Genomic DNA, 19,010 nt, shown 5'->3' with positions numbered 1-19,010 from the left:
CTAGACGAACCGCCACAGGCGGTCGTTCGCCCCGTTGTCGTCGGCGAGGACGACCTGGGCGCCCTGGGCGGTGGAGCCGCCGCTGACGCCGAGGACCCTGCCGCCGTTGGCGCACTGGATGCGGAAGTACCCGTCGGCGCCGTGCCGCAGCCGCCACCGGTGGTCGGAGGTGCCGTTGTCGGCCCACTGGACCACCCGCGACCCGGCCGCGGTGGCGGCGTTCTCCACGCCGAGCACCTTGCCGCTGTTGGAGTTGCGCAGGCGCAGGTAGCCGCCCGAGTCGACCACCGCGGTCCAGAGGTGGTCGGCGGTGCCGGTGTCACCCCACTGGATGACCAGGCCGCCGTCGGCGGTGGACATGTTCTGCACGCCCAGCACCAGCCCGCTGGCCAGGTTCTGGATGCGCCGGGCGCCGTTCGGCACGAACCGCCACTGGTTGTCCGCACCGCCGTTGTCGGAGTCCTGCACGGCCTGCGCCCCGTTCGCGGTCGAGCCGTTGAGGATGGCCAGGAGTTTGCCGCTGTTGACGTTGCGGATCTTGTGAGAGCCGTCGCCGGCGTCGGCGATCGTCCAGCGGTGGTCGGCGGTGCCGTTGTCGGTCCACTGCAGGACGCGGGCGTTGTCGGCGGTGGACATGTTCTCCACGCCGAGCACCTTGCCGCTGTTGACGTTGCGGAAGCGTACGGCGGTGCCGTCCACGATGATCTCCCAGTCGTGGTCGGCGGTGCCGTTGTCGGTCCACTGCAGCGCGAGGCCGCCGTCGGCGGTGGACATGTTCTGGACGCCCAGCACGAGGCCGCTGGCCGCGTTGACCAGCCGGTAGCTCGCCGTCCCGCCCCCGCCGCCGCTGCCGCCGGTGTTCCAGTAGACGGTGTAGTTGTGCCCGTGCGCGTCGTAGAACGGGCCCAGGTTGACCGTGGAGCCGTTGGCGGTCGCGGTGAAGGCGAGCGCGGTGGTGCCGGTCCGGGTGATGGACGCGGTGTTCAGGGCGGGCGGCGCCGACAGGGCGGTGTTCCCGTAGTTCCCGGACAGGGCGACCGGGCCGTACGTGACCGCCGCGACGTTCGGGTTGTCGTTGGCGGCCTTCATGACGACGCGCATGGGCAGGCGGACCGTGACGGTGTCGCCGGAGGCCCAGGAGCGGGTGAGGACGGCGTACGCGCCGGGGGTGGTGTCCACGTCCTGCTGGGCGCCGTTGACGCTGATGGTGGCGCCGGTGGTCCAGGAGGGGATGCGGACGCGCATCGACCACGACCCGCCGGCGTCGCCCGTGACGGTGAGGGTCGTGGTGTCGCTCACCGGATAGGACGTCGTCTGGGTGACCGTGATGCCGCGCTGGGTCCAGTTCAGCACCGAGGGCGCGAACAGGTTCACCGTCAGCGTGGTGCCGTTGTAGAAGTAGATGGAGTCCGCCAGCCTTGTGTTGACCTCCACCCCGGTCCCCTGGCAGCACCAGAACGAGTTGTAGTCGGTGCTCCAGGTGCCGCCGCCCCACGCCGGGCCCACCCCGCGGCGGCCGCCCGGCTTGAGCGGCGTGAAGTAGGTGATGTGGCCGTGGCCGTCGGCCGGGTTCTGCGCGCCGATGACGTGGTTGAGCAGCGCCTGCTCGTAGAAGTCCACGTACGCCACCCGATCGGGGTTGAGCAGCCACAGCTCGCGGGTCAGGTTGAGCATGTTGACGCTGTTGCAGTGCTCGCAGGTGTCGTTGCTGAGGTAGCCCGCGATCGCGTTGGGCGCCCGGAAGTGCTCGGCCTGGCTGTTGCCCCCGATCGCGTAGGTGTGCGCGCCGACGGTGATGTTCCAGGCGTTGGCGGCGATGTCCCGGTAGCGGGTGGTGCCGGTCGCCTTGTACTCGCGGGCCGCGCCGATCCACTTGGGCACCTGGGTGTTGGCGTGCAGGCCGTTGAGCTGGTCCTGGTTCGATGCCAGCGGGTTGAACACCGCGGCGTGGTCGAACCGCTGGGCGACGGTCAGCCATCGCCCGTCCCCGGTCTGCTGGTAGAGGTCGGTCAGCACCGCGTTCATGCCGCCGAACTCGGTGCCCAGCATGTTCTGCATCTGGCTGGAGCTGAGCCTGCCCGTCCGCTGGTCCACCCAGCCGGCCAGCGCCAGGAGCACGTCGCGGGCCCGGTTGTCGCCGATGAGACGCCACACGTCGAGCAGGCCGGTCATGGTCTTGTGAATGCAGTAGTACGGGACGTTGCCGTTGCTCAGCGTGCGCGCCTCGAGTGCGGTGAAGTCGGACTCGGGGAAGCCCGACAGGTAACCGGCGCCGAAGCCGGCGGCCCCGTTGTTCGCCTGGCACTTGGCCAGCTCGGCGACCATGTAGCTCGCCTTGTCCCGGCACGTGGTGTCCCCGAGCATGGCATAGGCCTGGGCCCACGCGGACAGGAAGTGCCCCTGCACGTGCGTGCGGAACGGGAAGCTCGGCGCGTCCCATCCCCCGTTCGCGGCGGCGCCGCCGGTGGACAGCCTGTGGTTGGCCCGGAAGTTGTACAGCAACCGGTCGACGTCGACGAACCGCAGGTACGACAGCGTCCGGTTCTGGTTGTCCATCCAGCGGCCCCCGGTCAGCCGCACCTGCCCGAGGTCGAAGGCGTACGCGGACACGCCGATGTCGGCCCGGGCCGGCGCGACCGCGGCGCCGGCCGCCGTGGCACCGGCGACCTCTCCGACGGCGGAGGCCACGACGGCGACGCCGGCGGCCTGGAGCAGCCGGCGCCGGCTGAAGGACGAGGGGGACACGTGGCCTCCTGGACATCTCGCTTTGTTAGCGTTAACAACTTTTGTGGTGCCACCATCCGGGTCGGATGACGTCGAACGGGGACGCGGGACACCGCGCGGAACCGGCACGGCCCCGCACCGGGGCCGCGTCACGGGCGGCGGTCTCGCCGCCCACCACCGCCCCGGCGGGATGCCGCCCGGGCTCAGTGTGGAAAACCGCCACGAAACATGTCAAGACCGTATCCGGAAAGTTTCGCACCACCGTTCCCCGCGGGATTCGCCTTCCTGCGGCGATGACGCAGCGGTCGCGGTAACGTTCCGAAACCCTCGGCATGTCCCCCTGGACGTGAAACTTTCAGGACGGCCCGCCCGGCGATCCGATGGCCGTGCGCCCATGAGGGCAGGCGGCGCCGTGTCCGGCGGAGCACACCCGCCCGAAACCTCTTGACGGGATCGGCGGCGTCGTATTTGCTCCGCCGCACACCACCAACCACCCCCGACGCGTGGCCGGAAATGTTATCGCTATCAGACCCGGACCGGTCTTCGGCGGCTAAGGAGTCAGATGCACAGGATCGTTCGATGGACGCTGGCGGCGGTGCTGGCCGCCGGGTCCCTCGTCGCGGCCGGCGGCGCGACGTCACCGGCCGCCGCGCTCGACAACGGGCTCGCCCGTACGCCCCAGATGGGGTGGAACGACTGGAACAGCTTCGGCTGCAACGTCAACGAGACGCTCGTGCGGCAGACCGCGGACGTCATGGTGTCCAGCGGCATGGCGGCGGCGGGCTACACCTACGTCAACATCGACGACTGCTGGTCCACCAAGAGCCGCAACGCGAACGGCGACCTGGTGCCCGATCCGCAGAAGTTCCCCAGTGGCATGAAGGCGCTGGCCGACTACGTCCACTCGAAGGGCCTGAAGCTCGGCATCTACTCCTCGGCCGGGACGACGACCTGTGCGGGCTACCCGGCCAGCCTGGGGTACGAGCGGCGGGACGCCGCCCTGTGGGCCTCCTGGGGGATCGACTACCTGAAGTACGACAACTGCGGCGACCACCAGGGCAAGAACGGGCAGCAGCGGTACACGGCGATGCGTGACGCGCTCGCCGCCACCGGCCGTCCGATCCTGTTCAGCCTGTGCAACTGGGGCCAGGAGAGCGTCTGGACCTGGGGGATGCAGACCGGCAACTCCTGGCGCACGACCGGCGACATCCAGGCGAACTGGAACTCGGTCATGGGCATCCTGGACCAGCAGGTGGGGCTGGAGGCGTACTCGGGGCCGGGCGGCTGGAACGACCCCGACATGCTGGAGGTGGGGGTCGGCTCGCTGACGGCGACCGAGGGGCGGGCGCACTTCAGCCTGTGGTCGCTGCTGAACGCACCGCTCGTCGCGGGCAACGACATCCGCTCGATGAGCGCCGAGACCCGCACGATCCTCACCAACACCGAGGTCATCGCCGTCAACCAGGACTGGGGCGGCAGGCAGGGCCACAAGATCAGCGACAACGGGAACCTGGAGGTGTGGCGCAAGCCGATGTCCAACGGCTCGGTGGCGGTCGTGCTGCTCAACCGGGGCACCTCGGCGGCGACGGTGTCCACCACGGCCTCCGCCCTCGGGCTCGGCAGTGCGGCCTCCTACTCCGTACGCGACCTGTGGGCGCACACGACTGGCTCCTCGTCCGGGACGATCAGCGCGCAGGTGCCCGGACACGGGGCGGCCATGTACCTCGTGAGCGGAGGGGGCCTGGTCACGCCGTCCCCCACGCCCACCCCCACCGGGACCGGCGCGATCAAGGGTGTCGGGTCGGGCCGCTGCCTCGACGTCGCGGGTGTCTCGCAGGCCAACGGCGCCCAGGCGCAGCTCTGGGACTGCAACGGCCAGGCCAACCAGCAGTGGACGCCGACCGGCTCGGGTGAGCTGCGCGTCTACGGCAACAAGTGCCTCGACGTGAACGGCGCCGGCACGGCCGACGGCAGCGCGGTGATCATCTGGGACTGCAACGGCCAGAACAACCAGAAGTGGCGCCTCAACGCCGACGGCACCATCACCGCCGTCGGCGCGAACAAGTGCCTGGACGCCTACAACAACGGCACCGCCAACGGCACCAAGGTCATCATCTGGACCTGCAACGGCCAGGCCAACCAGCGCTGGACCCGCGCCTGACCAGGCATACCGGCGCGTCGGCGACCTCCCCGCGACCGCTCCCACCCGGGGGCGGTCGCCCGTCTCCGCCGGCGCGGCCGCCGTGAACCATCCCGCCCGCCCGGGGCCTGCCGTACGGCACGGCCCCGGACTATGATCGCCGGAAGAACTCGGCGGAACGGGAGGCGGCTGTGGCGGAGGTACCGGTCGGCACCGACCCCACGGTGCCCAGTTCCGCCCGGGTGTACGACTACCTGCTGGGCGGCAAGGACAACTACGAGATCGACCGGATGGTCGCCGGCAGGCTCCTGTCGCTGGCGCCCGACACGCGATCGGTCGCGAAGGCGAACCGCGCCTTCCTCGCCAGGGCGGTGAGATACATGGCCGTCGAGGGCGTCCGGCAGTTCGTCGACCTGGGCGCGGGCATCCCGACGTCGCCGAACGTGCACGAGATAGCCCGGGAGATCCACCCGTCCGCGCGGGTCGTCTACGTCGACAACGACCCGCTCGTGAAGGTGTACAACGACGCGCTGCTGACGGCCGACGCCCATGTGGCGACCATCGAGGAGGACATCCGCCGCCCCGACGCGGTGATGGACCACCCCGGCCTTCGTGGGCTGATCGACTTCGACGAGCCCGTCGGAGTGCTGTTCGTCACCGTTCTCCACTTCGTCTCCGACGAGGAGGACGCCCACGGCATCGTCGCCCGGTGGCGCGACCGCATGGCGCCCGGCAGTCATGTGGCCATCTCGAACATGGCGGCGGAGAGCGACGCCGAGGCCGTCGAGGGCCTGAGGGCCGCGACGGCCGGCACTCCCGCGGATTCGACGTTCCGCACCCGCGGCGAGCTCCTGCGGTTCTTCGACGGCTTCGAGCTGGTGGAGCCCGGCATGGTGCCGGTGCAGCGGTGGCGCCCCGACATGGACTCCGTGCCCACCCGGATGGTGGTGGAGGGCGGCGTCGGCCGCAAACCCTGATTGCGGGCCCCCACAGCGGCGTGGCGGGGCAGGAGGTCGGACGTGCCCCGTGATGCCGTTCGCCTCCCGACTGCCGCGAAGTGGCAGCACGCTGTTGGAGCCGGGCCCATCGCGCACCTCTACACTGCTGGACATCGGATGTGTGCGCCTCGCTCGCGAGGAGACGGTGGAGGTGGCTCCGTGGCGGTCACGGACGCGGCGATCGACAAGATCAAGCAGATGATCACGTCGGGCGAGCTCGCTCCAGGTGACCGGCTGCCCAAGGAGGCCGACCTGGCCGAACGGCTCGGCCTGTCCCGCAACTCCCTCCGGGAGGCCGTCCGCGCCCTCGCCCTGATCAACGTGCTCGACGTACGGCAGGGCGACGGCACCTATGTGACCAGTCTCCAGCCCCACCTGCTCCTCGAGGCGTTGTCGTTCGTCGTGGACTTCCACCGCGACGACACCGTGCTGCAGTTCCTGGAGGTGCGGCGCGTCCTGGAGCCCGCCGCCACCGCGATGGCCGCGATCAACATGCCGGACGAGGAGGTCAAGGAGCTGCGCGCGATCCTCGACGCGCTGCCGGACGACCCCAACGTGGAGGAGCTGGTCGCCAACGACCTGCGGTTCCACCAGCGCATCGCGGCGGGATCGGGCAACCCCGTGCTCTGCTCGCTGCTCGACAGCCTCTCCGGGCCGACGACACGCGCCCGGGTGTGGCGCGGCCTCACCCAGGAGGGGGTGCTCGACGACACCCGCGAGCAACACGTGATGATCTGCGACGCGATCGCGGCCCGGAGGCCGGAGGTGGCCAGGGCGTGGGCGACGGTCCACGTGGCGGGCGTCGAGGACTGGCTCCGCCGCACGCTGTGACACGTCCGGTCCGGCCGGGTGGCGCGTCGGGCGTGGCCCCGGACGGTCAGCTGCCGCCCTCGGAGAGCCGTCCGGCCTCGTCACCGCCCGAGGCCCTCGCGGTCCCCCGGCCGATGGCGGCCGGGTCCTGAAACTTCCATAGGCCGGCCCGGGGGTGTGGCTGCTCAACGCGTCCCCGCGGCGCTCCGGCGAATCGCGTTCTTGTTCCCCGCCCGGGTCTTGGCCAGCGTGATGCCCTGGCCGCGACGGGCTGCTCCCCTCGCATCCGGCGGCCCCAGAACCCCCCAGGGACTCGAGAGGAGACCCGTGCGAACGCGAACGCTCCCGATCGCCCTCACCGCGGCGATCGCCCTGTCGATCGGCGCGGCCGGACAGCCGCCCGCACTCGCGGCCGCCGAAGGCCCGGCGCTGACGGTGGACACGACCAGCGGGCGGCACCCCATCAGCCCGTACATCTACGGCATGAACTTCGCCGACGAGGCGCTGGCGAAGGAGCTGCGTCTCCCGGTGCGCCGGTGGGGCGGCAACGCGACGACCCGTTACAACTACCTGTACGACACCAGTAACCGCGCCTCCGACTGGTACTTCGAGAACATCGCCGAGGACAACCCGGACCCGTCGAAGCTGCCGGACGGCTCCACGGCCGACCGGTTCGTCGAGCAGGACCGCCGCACCGGCACCGACACCATCCTCACCGTCCCCCTGATCGGCTGGGTCCCCAAGGGCCGCGACGCCTCCTGCGGGTTCTCCGTCGCCAAGTACGGCCCGCAGCAGCGGACCGACCAGTGGCGGCCGGACTGCGGCGACGGCGTGAAGCCCGACGGCACGAAGATCACCGGCAACGACCCCCGCGACACGAGCGTCGAGGCCGGCGCGGCGTACGTGAAGGACTGGATCGGCCACCTCACCGGCAGGTACGGCACCGCCGCGACCGGCGGCGTGCGGTTCTACAACCTCGACAACGAGCCCGACATCTGGCACAGCACGCACCGGGACGTCCACCCCGAGGGCGCGAGCTCGGTCGAGCTGCGCGACAAGGCCTACCTCATCGGCGCCGCCGTCAAGGCCGCCGACCCCGGCGCGAAGACGCTCGGCCCGGTCGGCTGGGGCTGGTCCTCCTGGGACTACTCCGGCCTCGACCAGGAGACCTGCGGCCGGACCAACTGCTGGTCGAACCCCCCGGACAAGGAGGTCCGCGGCGGCCTTCCGTTCACCACCTGGTATCTGCGGCAGATGAAGAAGTACGAGGACGAGCAGGGCCTGCGCGTCCTCGACTACTTCGACGAGCACTTCTACCCGCAGGCGTCCGGTGTCGCCTTCGGCTCCGGCGGCGACCCGGCCACCGACGCCCTGCGCCTGCGCTCCACCCGCGCGCTGTGGGACCCGTCGTACACGGACGAGAGCTGGATCAACACCCAGGTCAGGCTCATCCCCCGGATGAAGGAACTGGTGGCCGCCGAGTATCCCGGCACCAGGACCGCCGTCACCGAGTACAACTGGGGCGCCCTCGACCACATCAACGGCGCCCTCACCCAGGCCGACATCCTCGGCATCTTCGGCCGCGAGGGCCTCGACCTCGCCACCCTGTGGGGACCGCCCACGGCCTCCCAGCCGGGAGCGTACGCCTTCCGCATGTACCTCAACTACGACGGCAAGGGCGGCCGGTTCGGCGAGACGGCGGTCGGCGCTACCAGCGCCGACCAGGGCAGGCTCGCGGTGTACGCGGCCGAGCGGGCCTCCGACAAGGCGCTCACCCTCGTGGTGGTGAACAAGACCGGCGACGACCTGACCAGCGAGGTCGCGGTCAAGGGACGCGACGGCGGGGCGACCGCCCAGGTGTACCGGTACGGCGCGGCCGACACGTCGGCCGTCAGGCGCGACGCCGACGTGCGGGTGGGGGCCGGCGGTTTCACCGGCACGTTCCCCGCCAACTCGATCAGCACCGTCGTGATCCCCGAGGGCACCGGCCCGTCGCCCTCGCCCTCGCCCTCGCCGAGTCCTTCCCCCAGCCCGTCGCCCTCTCCTTCGCCTTCGCCTTCGCCGAGCCCCAGCCCGTCCCCGTCCGCGTCGCCCAGTTCCTCGCCGGCGCCGGCCGCCTGCACGGTGACGTACACGGTCACCAACCAGTGGCCCGGCGGCTTCCAGGCCGGGGTCCGGATCGTCAACCGGGGAGCCTCGGCCGTGAAGGGCTGGCGGCTCGGCTGGACGTTCGGCAACGGGCAGATCGTGACCCAGCTGTGGGACGGCTCGTACACCCAGAGCGGGTCGAAGGTCACGGTGACCAACGCCGGCTACAACGCCACGATCGCCGCGAACGGCGGCAGCGTGACCTTCGGCTTCCTCGGCCGCCGGGACGACGGCGCCAACCCCCCGCCCAAGCAGTTCACGCTCAACGGCTCGCCCTGCGCGACGAGCTGATCCGTTGTTCGGCGAGGGCCGGCACTCCCGGGGCCGGCCCTCGCCGGGAGTCAGTCCACCATCGCGCCCTTGTCCCGTCCGCACACCCTGACGTCGTCGTGGCGGCCGCAGGCGTGGACGAGGGTGAAACGACGCCAGACGGCCATCGCAGACGAGACCGCCTGACCGTCGCGGCTCACCGGGAAGGGGCCGCACCGATGCCAGGGGCCGCCACCCGGCGGCCAGACCTCGAGCCAGACCGCGTCTCCGGGATGGGTGCGCCCGGTGAGGGCCGCCCAGTAGTGCCAGTCGCCGGCCGGGCCCGCGTCGCCGCGCCAGAGCGTGACGTCCACCTCGTCGCCCCGCTTCCCGCTCGTCAGCGAGTACACCGGCTTGGCGTTCTTCACCGTGTGGGCGTCGGGCCGCGTCCAGTCGCGGCAGTCGATGGGCCGGTCACCTGCCGCACCGGCGGCGGCAGCGGCGGACGGGGACGGGGACGGGACGGCCAGGAGCACGGTCGCCGCGACGATCCCCGTGGTGGTCCTGCCACGCCCGGCTCGAATCACCCTGCGCCTCCCCCAGTGTGATCTACCCGTGCGATCCACCCGTGCGACGTCCACCCGGACGAGTATCGATGACGAGACGCATCGGCACAATCGCATTCAGTGACCACAGGGTCGGATCCGACCACCGCCGTTCACGGCCGCCCTCGTTCCGGGCCGCCCACCGCGGTTACCGCCGACCGCTTCGCGCCCTCGTGGTGAGTCCGGGCCTCGGACTCACCACGGTCAGCGCGCGGCGCCGGTCAGCCGGCCCGGCAGCTCACGACCGGTGCGGTGTTGCCGCCGTTCCAGGAGGCCAGGAAGCCGAAACCGGTCGAACCACCGGCCGGCAGAACGCCGTTCCAGCTCAGGTTCCGCGCGGTCACCGCCGCCCCGCTCTGGCTCACGGTGGCATTCCATGCCTGCGTGATCTGCTGGCCGCCGCCGAAACTGAAGGTGGCCGTCCATCCCGACATCGCCGCCGCGGTGTCGTTGCGCACGCTCACCTCGCCCTGGAACCCGCCGGACCACTGGGAGACCACCCGATACGTGGCGCTGCATCCGGCGGCCCCGGGGGACGGGGACACCACGGGGGACGGGGACACGCTGGGCGACGGCGACGGGCTCGGTGACGGCAGCGGCGGGGTGATCCCGTCGAGCACCTTCGTGAGCGCCGGATACCAGCGGTCGGCCATCTTCTGGAAGCCGGCGTCGTTCGGGTGCACTCCGTCGCCGGTGTCCCTGGCCGCGTCGAAGCCCGTCCACTGGTCGACGACGACGATCGGCGACTGGGCGGTGGTCAGGCCGGCGGCCCAGGCCGGGATCGCGTTGTCGAGCGCGACCACGTCGGCGGCGCACGTGGGGCAGCTCGGCGGATTCATGGGAATGATCTGCGCCACGATGATTTTCATCTTCGGATTGGCGGCCCGCATCTGGCCGATCAGTTTGGTGTACGCGGCGAGGACCGTGGTGGTGGGGATGTAGCCGCCCCACATGTCGTTCGTGCCGAGGTGCATGAGCACGATGTCCGGCTTGGTGGCCGCCAGCCACGGCGGCAGCTGGTCGTTGTCGGCGATGCCGGTGGCCGAGAAGCCGCCGTGCCCCTCGTGGTCGCCGTCGTGCGGCACCGAGCAGCCGCCTCCGGGCTGGGTGCCCACGAAGTCGATGCCGGTGTAGCCGGTGCGCTGCAGGCGGTCCCAGAGCAGGGCCCGCCAGCAGCCGGGACCGGCGGTGATGGAGTCGCCCAGCGGCATGATCTTGACCGGGGCCGCGGCCGAGAGCGCGGGCTTGGCCGCTGTGAACGCGAGCGCCGCGATGAGCGCGCCCAGGACGGCGTACAGGACGGATTTTCGAGGCATCGTCATGCCCTTCAAGGCTGGACGGCGGCATAGGCCGGGGACATCGAACCGGGGAGGACCCGCCACCGCCGCGGTGACGGGTCCGGGTGTGTCACCTGCGGTCGGGACAGGTGTCACGCATAGGGGTTCTGGGTGAGCAGGTGCGCCCTGTAGCCCTCACCGATGCCCGGCTCGGGGGTGCCGGCGTAGTCCTTGATGAGCACGGCGCCCGTGCTGCAGCCCCACGGGCTCCAGGTCCAGGCGAGGTACGACACGCCGTTCTTGTCCGCCCACTTCGTGAGCCTGTCCATGTAGTCGTAGCCGCAGTTGTCCGCGCCGAACTCACCGGTCACCACGGGGACCTTGGCGGCGAGCGGAGCGATCTGGCTGTCCCAGCAGGATTCGTTGGAGCAGGCGTTGAAGCTGTAGGAGTGCCACGAGGCGGCCAGGTTGCCCGTCGGGTCGTTCGGCTTGTACTGCTGCCACTGGCTCAGGTCGTTGCTCCAGGCCAGGCCGCCGACCATGACGATGTTGGTCGCCCCCGTCGCCCGGACGGCGTCGACCAGGCGCTGCATCCCCGCCACCTCGTAGGAGAAGCCGGGGCAGTTACCGCCGTCACGCAGGCACTTCCAGCCCGAGGTGGTGTCACCGGTGCCGTACTCCGGCCACGGCTCGTTGAACAGGTCGAAGATCACCGCGTTGTCGCCCTTGAACGCCTTCGCGACACCGGTCCAGAACTCCGGCGCGTATTTGGCGTCGGGCATCGGCTTCTGACAGGTCGCCGCGGTGTCCGTGCACGCCCAGGAGACGCCGGTGAACTGGCCCCAGTTCCAGTGCAGATCGAGGATCGGCGTGATTCCGTTGGCGACCAGCAACTGCACGTAGTTCTTGACGTCCTGCTGGTAGGCGGCGCCGCTCGGCGAGCCGTTGGTGCCGAGCCAGCACTCCTCGTTCAGCGGAAGCCGGACGGCGTGGATGTTCCACTTCTTCATCGCGTCCACGGAGCCCTGGTCGACCGGGCCGTGGTCCCACGTCCCCTTGCCCTGGACGCAGGCGTACTCGCCGCTCGAGCGGGAGACGCCCAGCAACCGGTACGGCTTGCCGTCCGCAGTGACGATCTTGTTGCCGGAGACGTGCAGCTGCGGCGCGGGTCCCCCCGGATCAGGGCTGGGACTCGTGCTGGGGCTGGCGCTCGGACTGGGGCTCGGACTGGGGCTCGGACTGGGGCTCGGACTGGCGCTCGGACTGGGACTGGCGCCGCCGCAGGCGACGCCGTTGATCTTGAAGGCGGTAGGCACCGGGTTGCCGCCGCTCCACTTGCCGATGAAGCCGACCGACACCGAGCCGTTCGAGGCGACGGTGCCGTTCCAGCTGAGGTTCTTGGCGGTGACGTGCGAGCCGGACTGCGACCAGTCGGCGCTCCAGCCGTTGTTCACGCCCTGGCCGGCGTTGGGGAAGTCGAACTCGAGGGTCCAGCCGGACCAGGAATCCCCCAGATTGGTGATCGACACGTCACCCTGGAATCCGCCCTGCCACTCGCTCACGACCTTGTACTTCACCGAGCAGCCCGCGCCGGCGGCGGATGCCGGGCCGGTCATGACCGCCGCACCGGCGGCGGCGACGAGCCCGACCGCGGCTGCTGTCGCCCAGGCGACACGAAGTTTCATTGATTTCCTCTCCTGCCCCGGCGATTCTGATAAACAGTGCGAGATTCTTAAGTAGGCGACTTAAGTAAGTCAACGAAGGGTGAAACTTTCAGTCAGGCCCTGTCCCGGCCCGTCCCGCGTGCGTGGCCTGTTCCGGCGTCGCCACAGGGGCGCAGCCAGGGCTTGTAGGCTCACAGTGGCCGAAATGATCGAGGTCGAGACGGGACGGCAGTGAGCGCAGGAGTGAAGGCGAAGCCGCACGCGAGCAGCAAGGCCGCCGTCCTGGACGCCATCAGGGCCGCGGGCACGATCAGCCGCGTCGGTTTGGCCGCCGCCACCGGTTTTACCGGCCCCACCATCTCCGCACTGGTCCGCAGGCTGATCGAGGAAGGCCTGGTGGTCGAGACCGGCCACGCCGAGTCGACCGGCGGGAAGCGGCGGGTTCTGCTCCAGCTCAACCACACCTCCCGCTACGCGGTTGGTGTGCACCTCGACCACGCCGGCGTGACACATGTCCTGACCGACCTCTCCGGGACCGTGGTGGCCCGCATCACCAGGCGCGGCGCGGGCGCGGACGAGCCCCGGACGGTCGTGTCGAGGACGGCGGCGGAGATCTCCGGTCTGATCGAGAGCATCGGCGTGGAGCGCGAGCGTGTCCTGGGCGTCGGCCTGGTCTCCCCCGGCCCCCTCGGCCCCACGCGGGGCATCGGCCTCGCCCCTCCGACCATGCGGCACTGGCAGGGGTTCCCCCTGGGCCAGGCGCTCGAACAGGCGACAGGACTGCCGGTGGTGCTCGACAACGACGCCACCGCCGCCGCCCTGGGCGAGCACTGGTCCGGCGGCCTGGGCACCACCACGTCGTCGGCGGTCGTCTATCTGGGCACCGGGATCGGCGCCGGCCTGGTCATCAACGGCATCACCTACCGCGGCCCCAGCGGCAACGCGGGCGAGTTCGGGCACGTCTGCGTCGACATCGACGGCCCCGAGTGCTGGTGCGGGGCCCGCGGCTGTGTGGAGGCGATGGCCGGCGCCGCGGCGGTCGTGCAGGCCGTGCGGGCCGACCCCGCCCTGACCAGGGCCGTCGGCCTGGGGACCCGCGGGATACGGGCCTCGACCGCCGCCGACTTCGCCGCCGTCAGCCGGGCCGCCCGCAGGGGGGAGCCGGGGGCGCTGGCGCTACTGGAGAGGTCGGCCCGCTACATCGCGGCGGCCGCCCGGACCCTGGCCAACATCATGGATCTCGAAGTCCTCGTGCTGACCGGGCCGGGCTTCGCCATCGCCGGCTCGGTCTACCTCCCCGTCGTCCAGCGGGAACTCCATCGAACGGCCTTCTCCCGCGACGCGCACGTCGTGGACGTCCGGCTGTCGCGCTCGGCCGCCACCGCCTCCGCCGTCGGCGCCGCCGCACTCGTGCTCGAGTCGGAACTGGTGCCCCTCAGCCAGGGCACGCGCCTTTCCGAGAGACCCGGCGCCGAGCCCGCCGCTGTCTCGTGACCCTGCCACCCTGCCGCGGCCCGTCCTCCGCGGCCGTTCTCGACGTGATCCGCCGCAGCCGGACGCGCCCCTTACTTCGGTAGGCTGGTCAACCGGGCTGAGACCCACCAGGTTGCCGTTGCCTCCCGAGGAGAAGACAGGGCGGATGATCCGCGAAACGTCGCACGGCGTACGGCGCACCCAGGCGGCGGGTGACCCCGGACAGGACGACGCCGCGGGCCGCGATGCGCGGGTGACGCGGTGAGCGCGGCCACAGCCGTGGGCCTGGTGCTGGCGAGGCCGCCCCGGCTGCTCGGCGCGGAACCGTTCTTCCTGGAGTTCATCGCGGGCATCGAGGAGCATCTGGCCGAGCACGGTCAGTCCGTGCTGCTGCACGTCGTCACCACCCATGACGCCGAGATCGCCGCGTACCGCCGGTGGGCGGCCAACCGGAGCGTCGACGCGGTCGTCCTCGTGAACCGGACGGTGGACGACGGCAGACCCGCCGTCCTGCGCGCGCTCGGGCTGCCGACCGTGGTCGCGGGCGAGCCGGAGGGCGACGCCCCCGCCGTCCGCACCGACGATGCCGGCGCCGTGCGGGACGCCGTCGCCCACCTGAGCAGGCTCGGGCACCGCCGGATCGCACGCGTCAGCGGCCCGGACGCTCTGATCCACACGCGCATCCGCACCGAGGCCCTCGTGGACAGCATGCGCTCGGCGGGCGTGGAGCCCGTCGTGGTGGAGGGAGACTACTCGGAGGAGTCCGGGGCGAAGCTCACGGCGATGCTGCTCGAACGGCCCGACCCGCCGACGGCGATCATCTACGACAACGACCTGATGGCGGTCGCGAGCCTCGCCGCCGCCAGGGAGCTCGGCTACGACGTTCCCCGCGACCTCAGCCTGATCGCCTGGGACGACTCCAGCCTGTGCAGGCTCGCGTCCCCTCCGCTCACCACGATGAGTCTCGACGTCCACCTGTTCGGGCGGTTGGTCGCCGAATCCCTGCTGGAACTCATGGCGGGCGAGCCGGTCGCCGAACGCCGCTGCCCGACCGCCACCCTCGTCCACCGGGGAACCACCGCGCCCGCGAGCACCCCGTAGGTGTAGGCGATCGCCTCAGAGTTCGAGGACGAGTCGGGGAGATCGCGCCCGCGACACGCAGACGAACATGACGTCACCGGCCGCGCGCTCCTCCTCGGTGAGCAGGTGGTCGCGGTGGTCGGGGACGCCGTCGAGCACCGCGGTCTCGCAGGTGCCGCAGGTGCCCTCGCGGCAGGAGGACAGCACCGCGACCCCGGCCTCCTCCACCACCTCCAGGATCGAGCGGTCCTCCGGCACGGTCAGCGTCGTGCCGGTCAGGGCCAGCTCCACCTCGAACGCGGCCGAAGGCCCGGCGTCGTCCGTGGCCGCGGGCGCGAAGCGCTCGACCCGCAGCGCGCCCTCCGGCCAGGAGGCGCACCGCTCCTTCACCGCCGCGAGCAGCGGCTCGGGCCCGCAGCAGTAGACGAGGGTGTCCGCACGCGGGACGCCGAGCAGCGCGTCGAGGTCGAGCAGGCCGGTCTCGTCCTGCGGGCACAGCTCCACCCGGCCGGGATGGTCCCGCGCGAGCCGGTCGGCGAACGCCATCGAGGCCCGGGTGCGCCCGCCGTACACCAGCCGCCAGTCGGCCCCGCGCCGCGCCGCCTCCTCGACCATGGGCAGGATCGGGGTGACGCCGATGCCGCCGGCGACGAACAGGTAACGGGAGGAGGCGGCGAGGCCGAAGCGGTTGCGGGGACCGCGCACCCGGATCGTGTCGCCCTCCGCGACCCGGTCGTGCACGTACGCGGAGCCGCCCCGCCCGGCGGGCTCCCGGAGCACCGCCACCTGGAAGGCCGAGGGGTCGCCGGGGTCGCCGCACAGCGAGTACTGCCTGGCCAGTCCGGGGGCGAGCAGCAGGTCGACGTGGGCGCCCGGTGTCCAGGGCGGCAGCGGGCCGCCGTCGGGACGGACGAGACGCAGGAGGACGACGCCCTCGGCGGCGGGCGTCCTGGCCGCCACCTTCAGGTCGAGCTCCGGTTCCGTGACGGGCATGGTCGTCGAAGCCCCCTCGTGTCTCAGACGAGCGCGGCGGCCGGGGCCGGCGCGTCCTGCGCCGCGGCGCGGCCGGGCCGGTGGCCCTCGGGATGGCCGAGCAGCCAGTCCCACAGGGCCACCGGATCCTCGAACTCCCGCTCCGCCCCGCAGAAGCAGGAGGCGTGCAGCCGGTCCGTCCCCGGCAGCCAGCGGATTCGGTAGACGGTGCGGCCGGCCCGCGCCCCGGCGTCGTCCGCGTTCATCGGGCGGCGGCCTCCGGTCGTACGGCCCCGGCTTGGGCCATCTTCGCGAGCAGGCGGCGGGCGGCCAGGCCGCCGGTGTCGATGTTCACCGACAGCTCCTGGTATCGGTCCGGCTCCCGGGCGAGGACCTGCTCCAGCGTGTTGAGCGCGGCCACGTCCTGCAGCACGACGGTGCGGTTGCTGTCCCGCAGGAAGTCGGAGACCTTCTCGTCGTCGAGCGCGAAGTCGCGCGCCACCGCCCAGAAGTCGTAGGTGGTGTTCTCCGTCGACGGAGTGATCGCGTACACGACCTCGACGTGGAAGGCGTGCGGGTCCGTGCCGTCGGCGGCGGGCGGGGGCGACCCGACCGGGGCGACCCGGCTGTGCAGCAGGTACAGGCACGGCGGGTGATACTCGATGTCCTGCCAGCGGGTGATGCGGCCCTTGATGCCGGTCGACTCGGCGTAGAACGGCGGGCAGGCCGCGTCGTCCATGTGGCGGCTGACGTAGACGACCCCCGCGTCCTCGTCGACCTCGGTGGTGATCGGGGTCTCGGCCACCTCGGGAGTGCCGATGTACCCGCCGTGCAGGTACGTCTCGTGGGACAGGTCGAGGAGGTTGTCCACGAGCAGGCCGTACCGCGCGTTCAGCGGCTCCATCCCGCACACCGTGGCGTAGTCGGGCGAGACCAGCCAGGGAGCGCGCGGCGGCAGCGTGCCGCCCGGCTCGCGGTCGCCGATCCACACCCAGACGAACGAGTCCTGCTCCACCACGGGGTAGGTGCGCAGCCGCGCGGTGCGCGGGATCCGCTGCTGCGCGGGCACGGCGACGCAGACGCCGTCCGGGCCGTAGGTGAAGCCGTGGTAGCCGCACACGACGCGGTCGCCCACCAGGTGGCTGGGCGATTCCGACAGGGGGAACCGGCGGTGCACGCAGCGGTCGGCCAGCGCCACCGCCCGCCCGTCCTCGGTGCGGTAGAGCAGGATCGGCTCGTTCAGGACGGTGCGGGCGAGCTGACGCCGGCCCACCTCGTGGCCGTAGGCGGCCACGTACCACTGGTTGCGCGCGAATTCGGTGACGATCACAGCTCACTCCTCGGGGGCGGCGGGCAGGGGCCGCCGGCGCAGGTCGGGTTTGCGGATCTTGCCGGAGCCGGTCTTCGGCAGCGCGCCGACGACGTCGACGTAGACCGGGATCTTGTACTTCGCGAGCCGGGGGCGGAGGAAGTCCCGCAGCTCGCCGGGGGTGACGGCGGCGCCGGGGCGCGGCACGACGAAGGCGCGGCCGACTTCGCCCCACCGCTCGTCCGGCACCCCGACCACGGCGGCCTCCGCCACGGCGGGGTGCTCGAAGAGCACGCTCTCGACCTCCGCCGGATAGACGTTCTCGCCGCCGGAGATGTACATGTCCTTCACCCGGTCGACGATGTGGAGGTGGCCCTCGTCGTCCAGGGTGGCGAGGTCGCCGGAGCGGAACCAGCCGTCCTCGGTGAGCGCGGCGGCGGTCGCCTCCGGGTTCCGCCAGTAGCCGGGAGTCACGTTCGGCCCCCGGACGAGCACCTCGCCCGGCTCGCCGGGCGCGACGGGGGTGAGGTCGGGCCGGACCACGCGCACGTCGGCGAAGAAGACCGGCACCCCGGCCGAGCCCACCTTGCGCACGCTCTCGCCCGCCTCCAGGAAGGTCGCGCCCGGCGCGGTCTCGGTCATCCCGTAGCCCTGGCAGAAGACCAGGCCCCGCTCCTGGTAGGCGCGGATCAACGCGACCGGGATCGCCGCTCCCCCGGACATGAGGGTGCGCAGCGAGGACAGGTCGGCGTGCGGCCAGCGCGGCGACCGCGCGAACGCGGCGAACATCGCGGTGACCCCGAACATCCAGGTGACCCGGTGCTTCTCGATGAGGTCGTAACACCGGTCGACGTCCCAGAACGGCATGACGACCGAGGTGCCGCCCTTGAGGAAGGTCGGCAGCAGCGTCTGGTTCAGGGCCGCCACGTGGAACAGCGGCGCGCTGATCAGCGTGACCTCGGTGCCCGCCACGTCCACGCCGATCAGCATGTGGAAGCAGTTCCACGCGAGGTTGGCGTGGGTCAGCATGGCGCCCTTGGGCCGTCCGGTGGTGCCGGAGGTGTAGAGGATGAGGGCGACGTCGTCGAGCGTGACCGCGGTGTCGACCGGCGTGGGGTCGCCCTGCGACAGCCAGGTCTCATAGTGCCGCTCCCCCTCCGCGGGCGACTCCAGTGCCACGACCGTGTGCGGGAGCGGCGGGCCGGGGATCTCGCGGACCACGGCCGCGCATTCCGGTGCGTAGACGAGGACCGACGCGCCCGAGTCCGCCAGCATGTACGCGATCTCGGGCGCGGCCAGCCGGAAGTTCAGCGGTACGAAGATCGCGCCGAGCGCGTGGGCGGCGAACATGGTCTCGGCGAAGGCGACGTGGTTGGGCCCGAGATAGGCGACCCGGTCCCCCGCCCGCACCCCCGCCTCGCGCAGCCGCGACGCGAGTCTCGTCGTCCGCTCGTGGACCTCCGCGTAACTGAACGACCGGTCCTCGAACACGAACGCGGTGCGGCCCGGGCTCATCTGGGCCCGGCGCGCCGGCCAGCCTCCCAGTCCTGCGTTGCGCATC

The 19,010-nt window shown here is 71.6% G+C and carries 14 protein-coding genes; 6 read left to right on the top strand and 8 right to left on the bottom strand.

Annotation, left to right across the window (positions count from 1 at the left end; translation table 11 throughout):
- Window positions 1-2,745, bottom strand: coding sequence for a beta-L-arabinofuranosidase domain-containing protein (locus HHX41_RS17760; protein ID WP_182906859.1), 2,745 nt, complete (start codon window positions 2,743-2,745; stop codon window positions 1-3).
- Window positions 2,746-3,286: 541 nt separating this feature from the next.
- Between HHX41_RS17760 and HHX41_RS17755 the strand changes: the two genes are divergently transcribed.
- The 4 genes from HHX41_RS17755 to HHX41_RS17740 all read left to right on the top strand — a co-directional run bounded on the left by HHX41_RS17755 (window position 3,287) and on the right by HHX41_RS17740 (window position 9,111).
- On the top strand, window positions 3,287-4,885 hold the full coding sequence (locus tag HHX41_RS17755; RefSeq protein WP_182906858.1) for a lectin: 1,599 nt from the start codon (window positions 3,287-3,289) through the stop codon (window positions 4,883-4,885).
- Between the two features lie 170 nt (window positions 4,886-5,055).
- Window positions 5,056-5,841: an SAM-dependent methyltransferase gene (locus tag HHX41_RS17750; RefSeq protein ID WP_182906857.1), complete on the top strand. Its 786-nt coding sequence runs from the start codon at window positions 5,056-5,058 to the stop codon at window positions 5,839-5,841.
- Between the two features lie 180 nt (window positions 5,842-6,021).
- Entirely contained in the window at window positions 6,022-6,693 is a 672-nt protein-coding gene (locus HHX41_RS17745) for a FadR/GntR family transcriptional regulator (RefSeq protein ID WP_182906856.1), read from the top strand.
- 306 nt (window positions 6,694-6,999) lie between these two features.
- Complete coding sequence (locus HHX41_RS17740; protein WP_220504176.1) at window positions 7,000-9,111, top strand: glycoside hydrolase family 44 protein; 2,112 nt, start codon at window positions 7,000-7,002, stop codon at window positions 9,109-9,111.
- Window positions 9,112-9,161: 50 nt separating this feature from the next.
- Here the strand turns inward: HHX41_RS17740 and HHX41_RS17735 are convergent, their stop codons facing one another.
- The 3 genes from HHX41_RS17735 to HHX41_RS17725 form a co-directional block, all read right to left on the bottom strand.
- On the bottom strand, window positions 9,162-9,656 hold the full coding sequence (locus HHX41_RS17735; RefSeq protein WP_182906854.1) for a hypothetical protein: 495 nt from the start codon (window positions 9,654-9,656) through the stop codon (window positions 9,162-9,164).
- A gap of 239 nt (window positions 9,657-9,895) precedes the next feature.
- Window positions 9,896-10,996, bottom strand: a complete 1,101-nt coding sequence (locus HHX41_RS17730; RefSeq protein WP_220504175.1) for a cellulose binding domain-containing protein — start codon at window positions 10,994-10,996, stop codon at window positions 9,896-9,898.
- Between the two features lie 107 nt (window positions 10,997-11,103).
- The gene (locus tag HHX41_RS17725) at window positions 11,104-12,636 is read right to left on the bottom strand and encodes a cellulase family glycosylhydrolase (protein ID WP_182906853.1); all 1,533 of its coding nucleotides are present in this window, start codon (window positions 12,634-12,636) and stop codon (window positions 11,104-11,106) included.
- 222 nt (window positions 12,637-12,858) lie between these two features.
- Here HHX41_RS17725 and HHX41_RS17720 point away from each other — a divergent pair, with 222 nt between their 5' ends.
- The gene (locus tag HHX41_RS17720; RefSeq protein WP_310742040.1) at window positions 12,859-14,109 is read left to right on the top strand and encodes an ROK family transcriptional regulator; all 1,251 of its coding nucleotides are present in this window, start codon (window positions 12,859-12,861) and stop codon (window positions 14,107-14,109) included.
- Window positions 14,110-14,349: 240 nt separating this feature from the next.
- Entirely contained in the window at window positions 14,350-15,189 is an 840-nt protein-coding gene (locus HHX41_RS17715; protein WP_182906851.1) for a LacI family DNA-binding transcriptional regulator, read from the top strand.
- Window positions 15,190-15,204: 15 nt separating this feature from the next.
- Here the strand turns inward: HHX41_RS17715 and HHX41_RS17710 are convergent, their stop codons facing one another.
- From HHX41_RS17710 to HHX41_RS17695, 4 genes are read right to left on the bottom strand one after another with little or no spacing between them, the layout of a single operon-like run.
- Window positions 15,205-16,161, bottom strand: coding sequence for a PDR/VanB family oxidoreductase (locus HHX41_RS17710; protein ID WP_182906850.1), 957 nt, complete (start codon window positions 16,159-16,161; stop codon window positions 15,205-15,207).
- 23 nt (window positions 16,162-16,184) lie between these two features.
- The gene (locus HHX41_RS17705) at window positions 16,185-16,406 is read right to left on the bottom strand and encodes a hypothetical protein (RefSeq protein WP_169984874.1); all 222 of its coding nucleotides are present in this window, start codon (window positions 16,404-16,406) and stop codon (window positions 16,185-16,187) included.
- Window positions 16,403-17,470, bottom strand: coding sequence for an aromatic ring-hydroxylating dioxygenase subunit alpha (locus HHX41_RS41845; protein ID WP_211592576.1), 1,068 nt, complete (start codon window positions 17,468-17,470; stop codon window positions 16,403-16,405). The genes HHX41_RS17705 and HHX41_RS41845 overlap by 4 nt, the downstream gene beginning before the upstream one ends.
- Window positions 17,471-17,473: 3 nt before the next feature.
- On the bottom strand, window positions 17,474-19,009 hold the full coding sequence (locus tag HHX41_RS17695; protein ID WP_182906849.1) for a long-chain fatty acid--CoA ligase: 1,536 nt from the start codon (window positions 19,007-19,009) through the stop codon (window positions 17,474-17,476).
- Between the last annotated feature and the right edge of the window lies 1 nt (window position 19,010).

It is taken from the genome of Microbispora sp. H13382 (assembly GCF_014161445.1).
Classification (GTDB): domain Bacteria; phylum Actinomycetota; class Actinomycetes; order Streptosporangiales; family Streptosporangiaceae; genus Microbispora.
This window is presented reverse-complemented; position numbering and strand designations above follow the sequence as displayed.

Bases quoted from the DNA above. Each gene is read 5' to 3' on its own strand.
- HHX41_RS17755 (WP_182906858.1), top strand. From the start codon at position 3,287: ATGCACAGGATCGTTCGATGGACGCTGGCGGCGGTGCTGGCCGCCGGG.
- HHX41_RS17730 (WP_220504175.1), bottom strand. From the start codon at position 10,996: ATGACGATGCCTCGAAAATCCGTCCTGTACGCCGTCCTGGGCGCGCTC.
- HHX41_RS17725 (WP_182906853.1), bottom strand. From the start codon at position 12,636: ATGAAACTTCGTGTCGCCTGGGCGACAGCAGCCGCGGTCGGGCTCGTC.
- HHX41_RS17710 (WP_182906850.1), bottom strand. From the start codon at position 16,161: ATGCCCGTCACGGAACCGGAGCTCGACCTGAAGGTGGCGGCCAGGACG.
- HHX41_RS17705 (WP_169984874.1), bottom strand. From the start codon at position 16,406: ATGAACGCGGACGACGCCGGGGCGCGGGCCGGCCGCACCGTCTACCGA.
- HHX41_RS17695 (WP_182906849.1), bottom strand. From the start codon at position 19,009: ATGCGCAACGCAGGACTGGGAGGCTGGCCGGCGCGCCGGGCCCAGATG.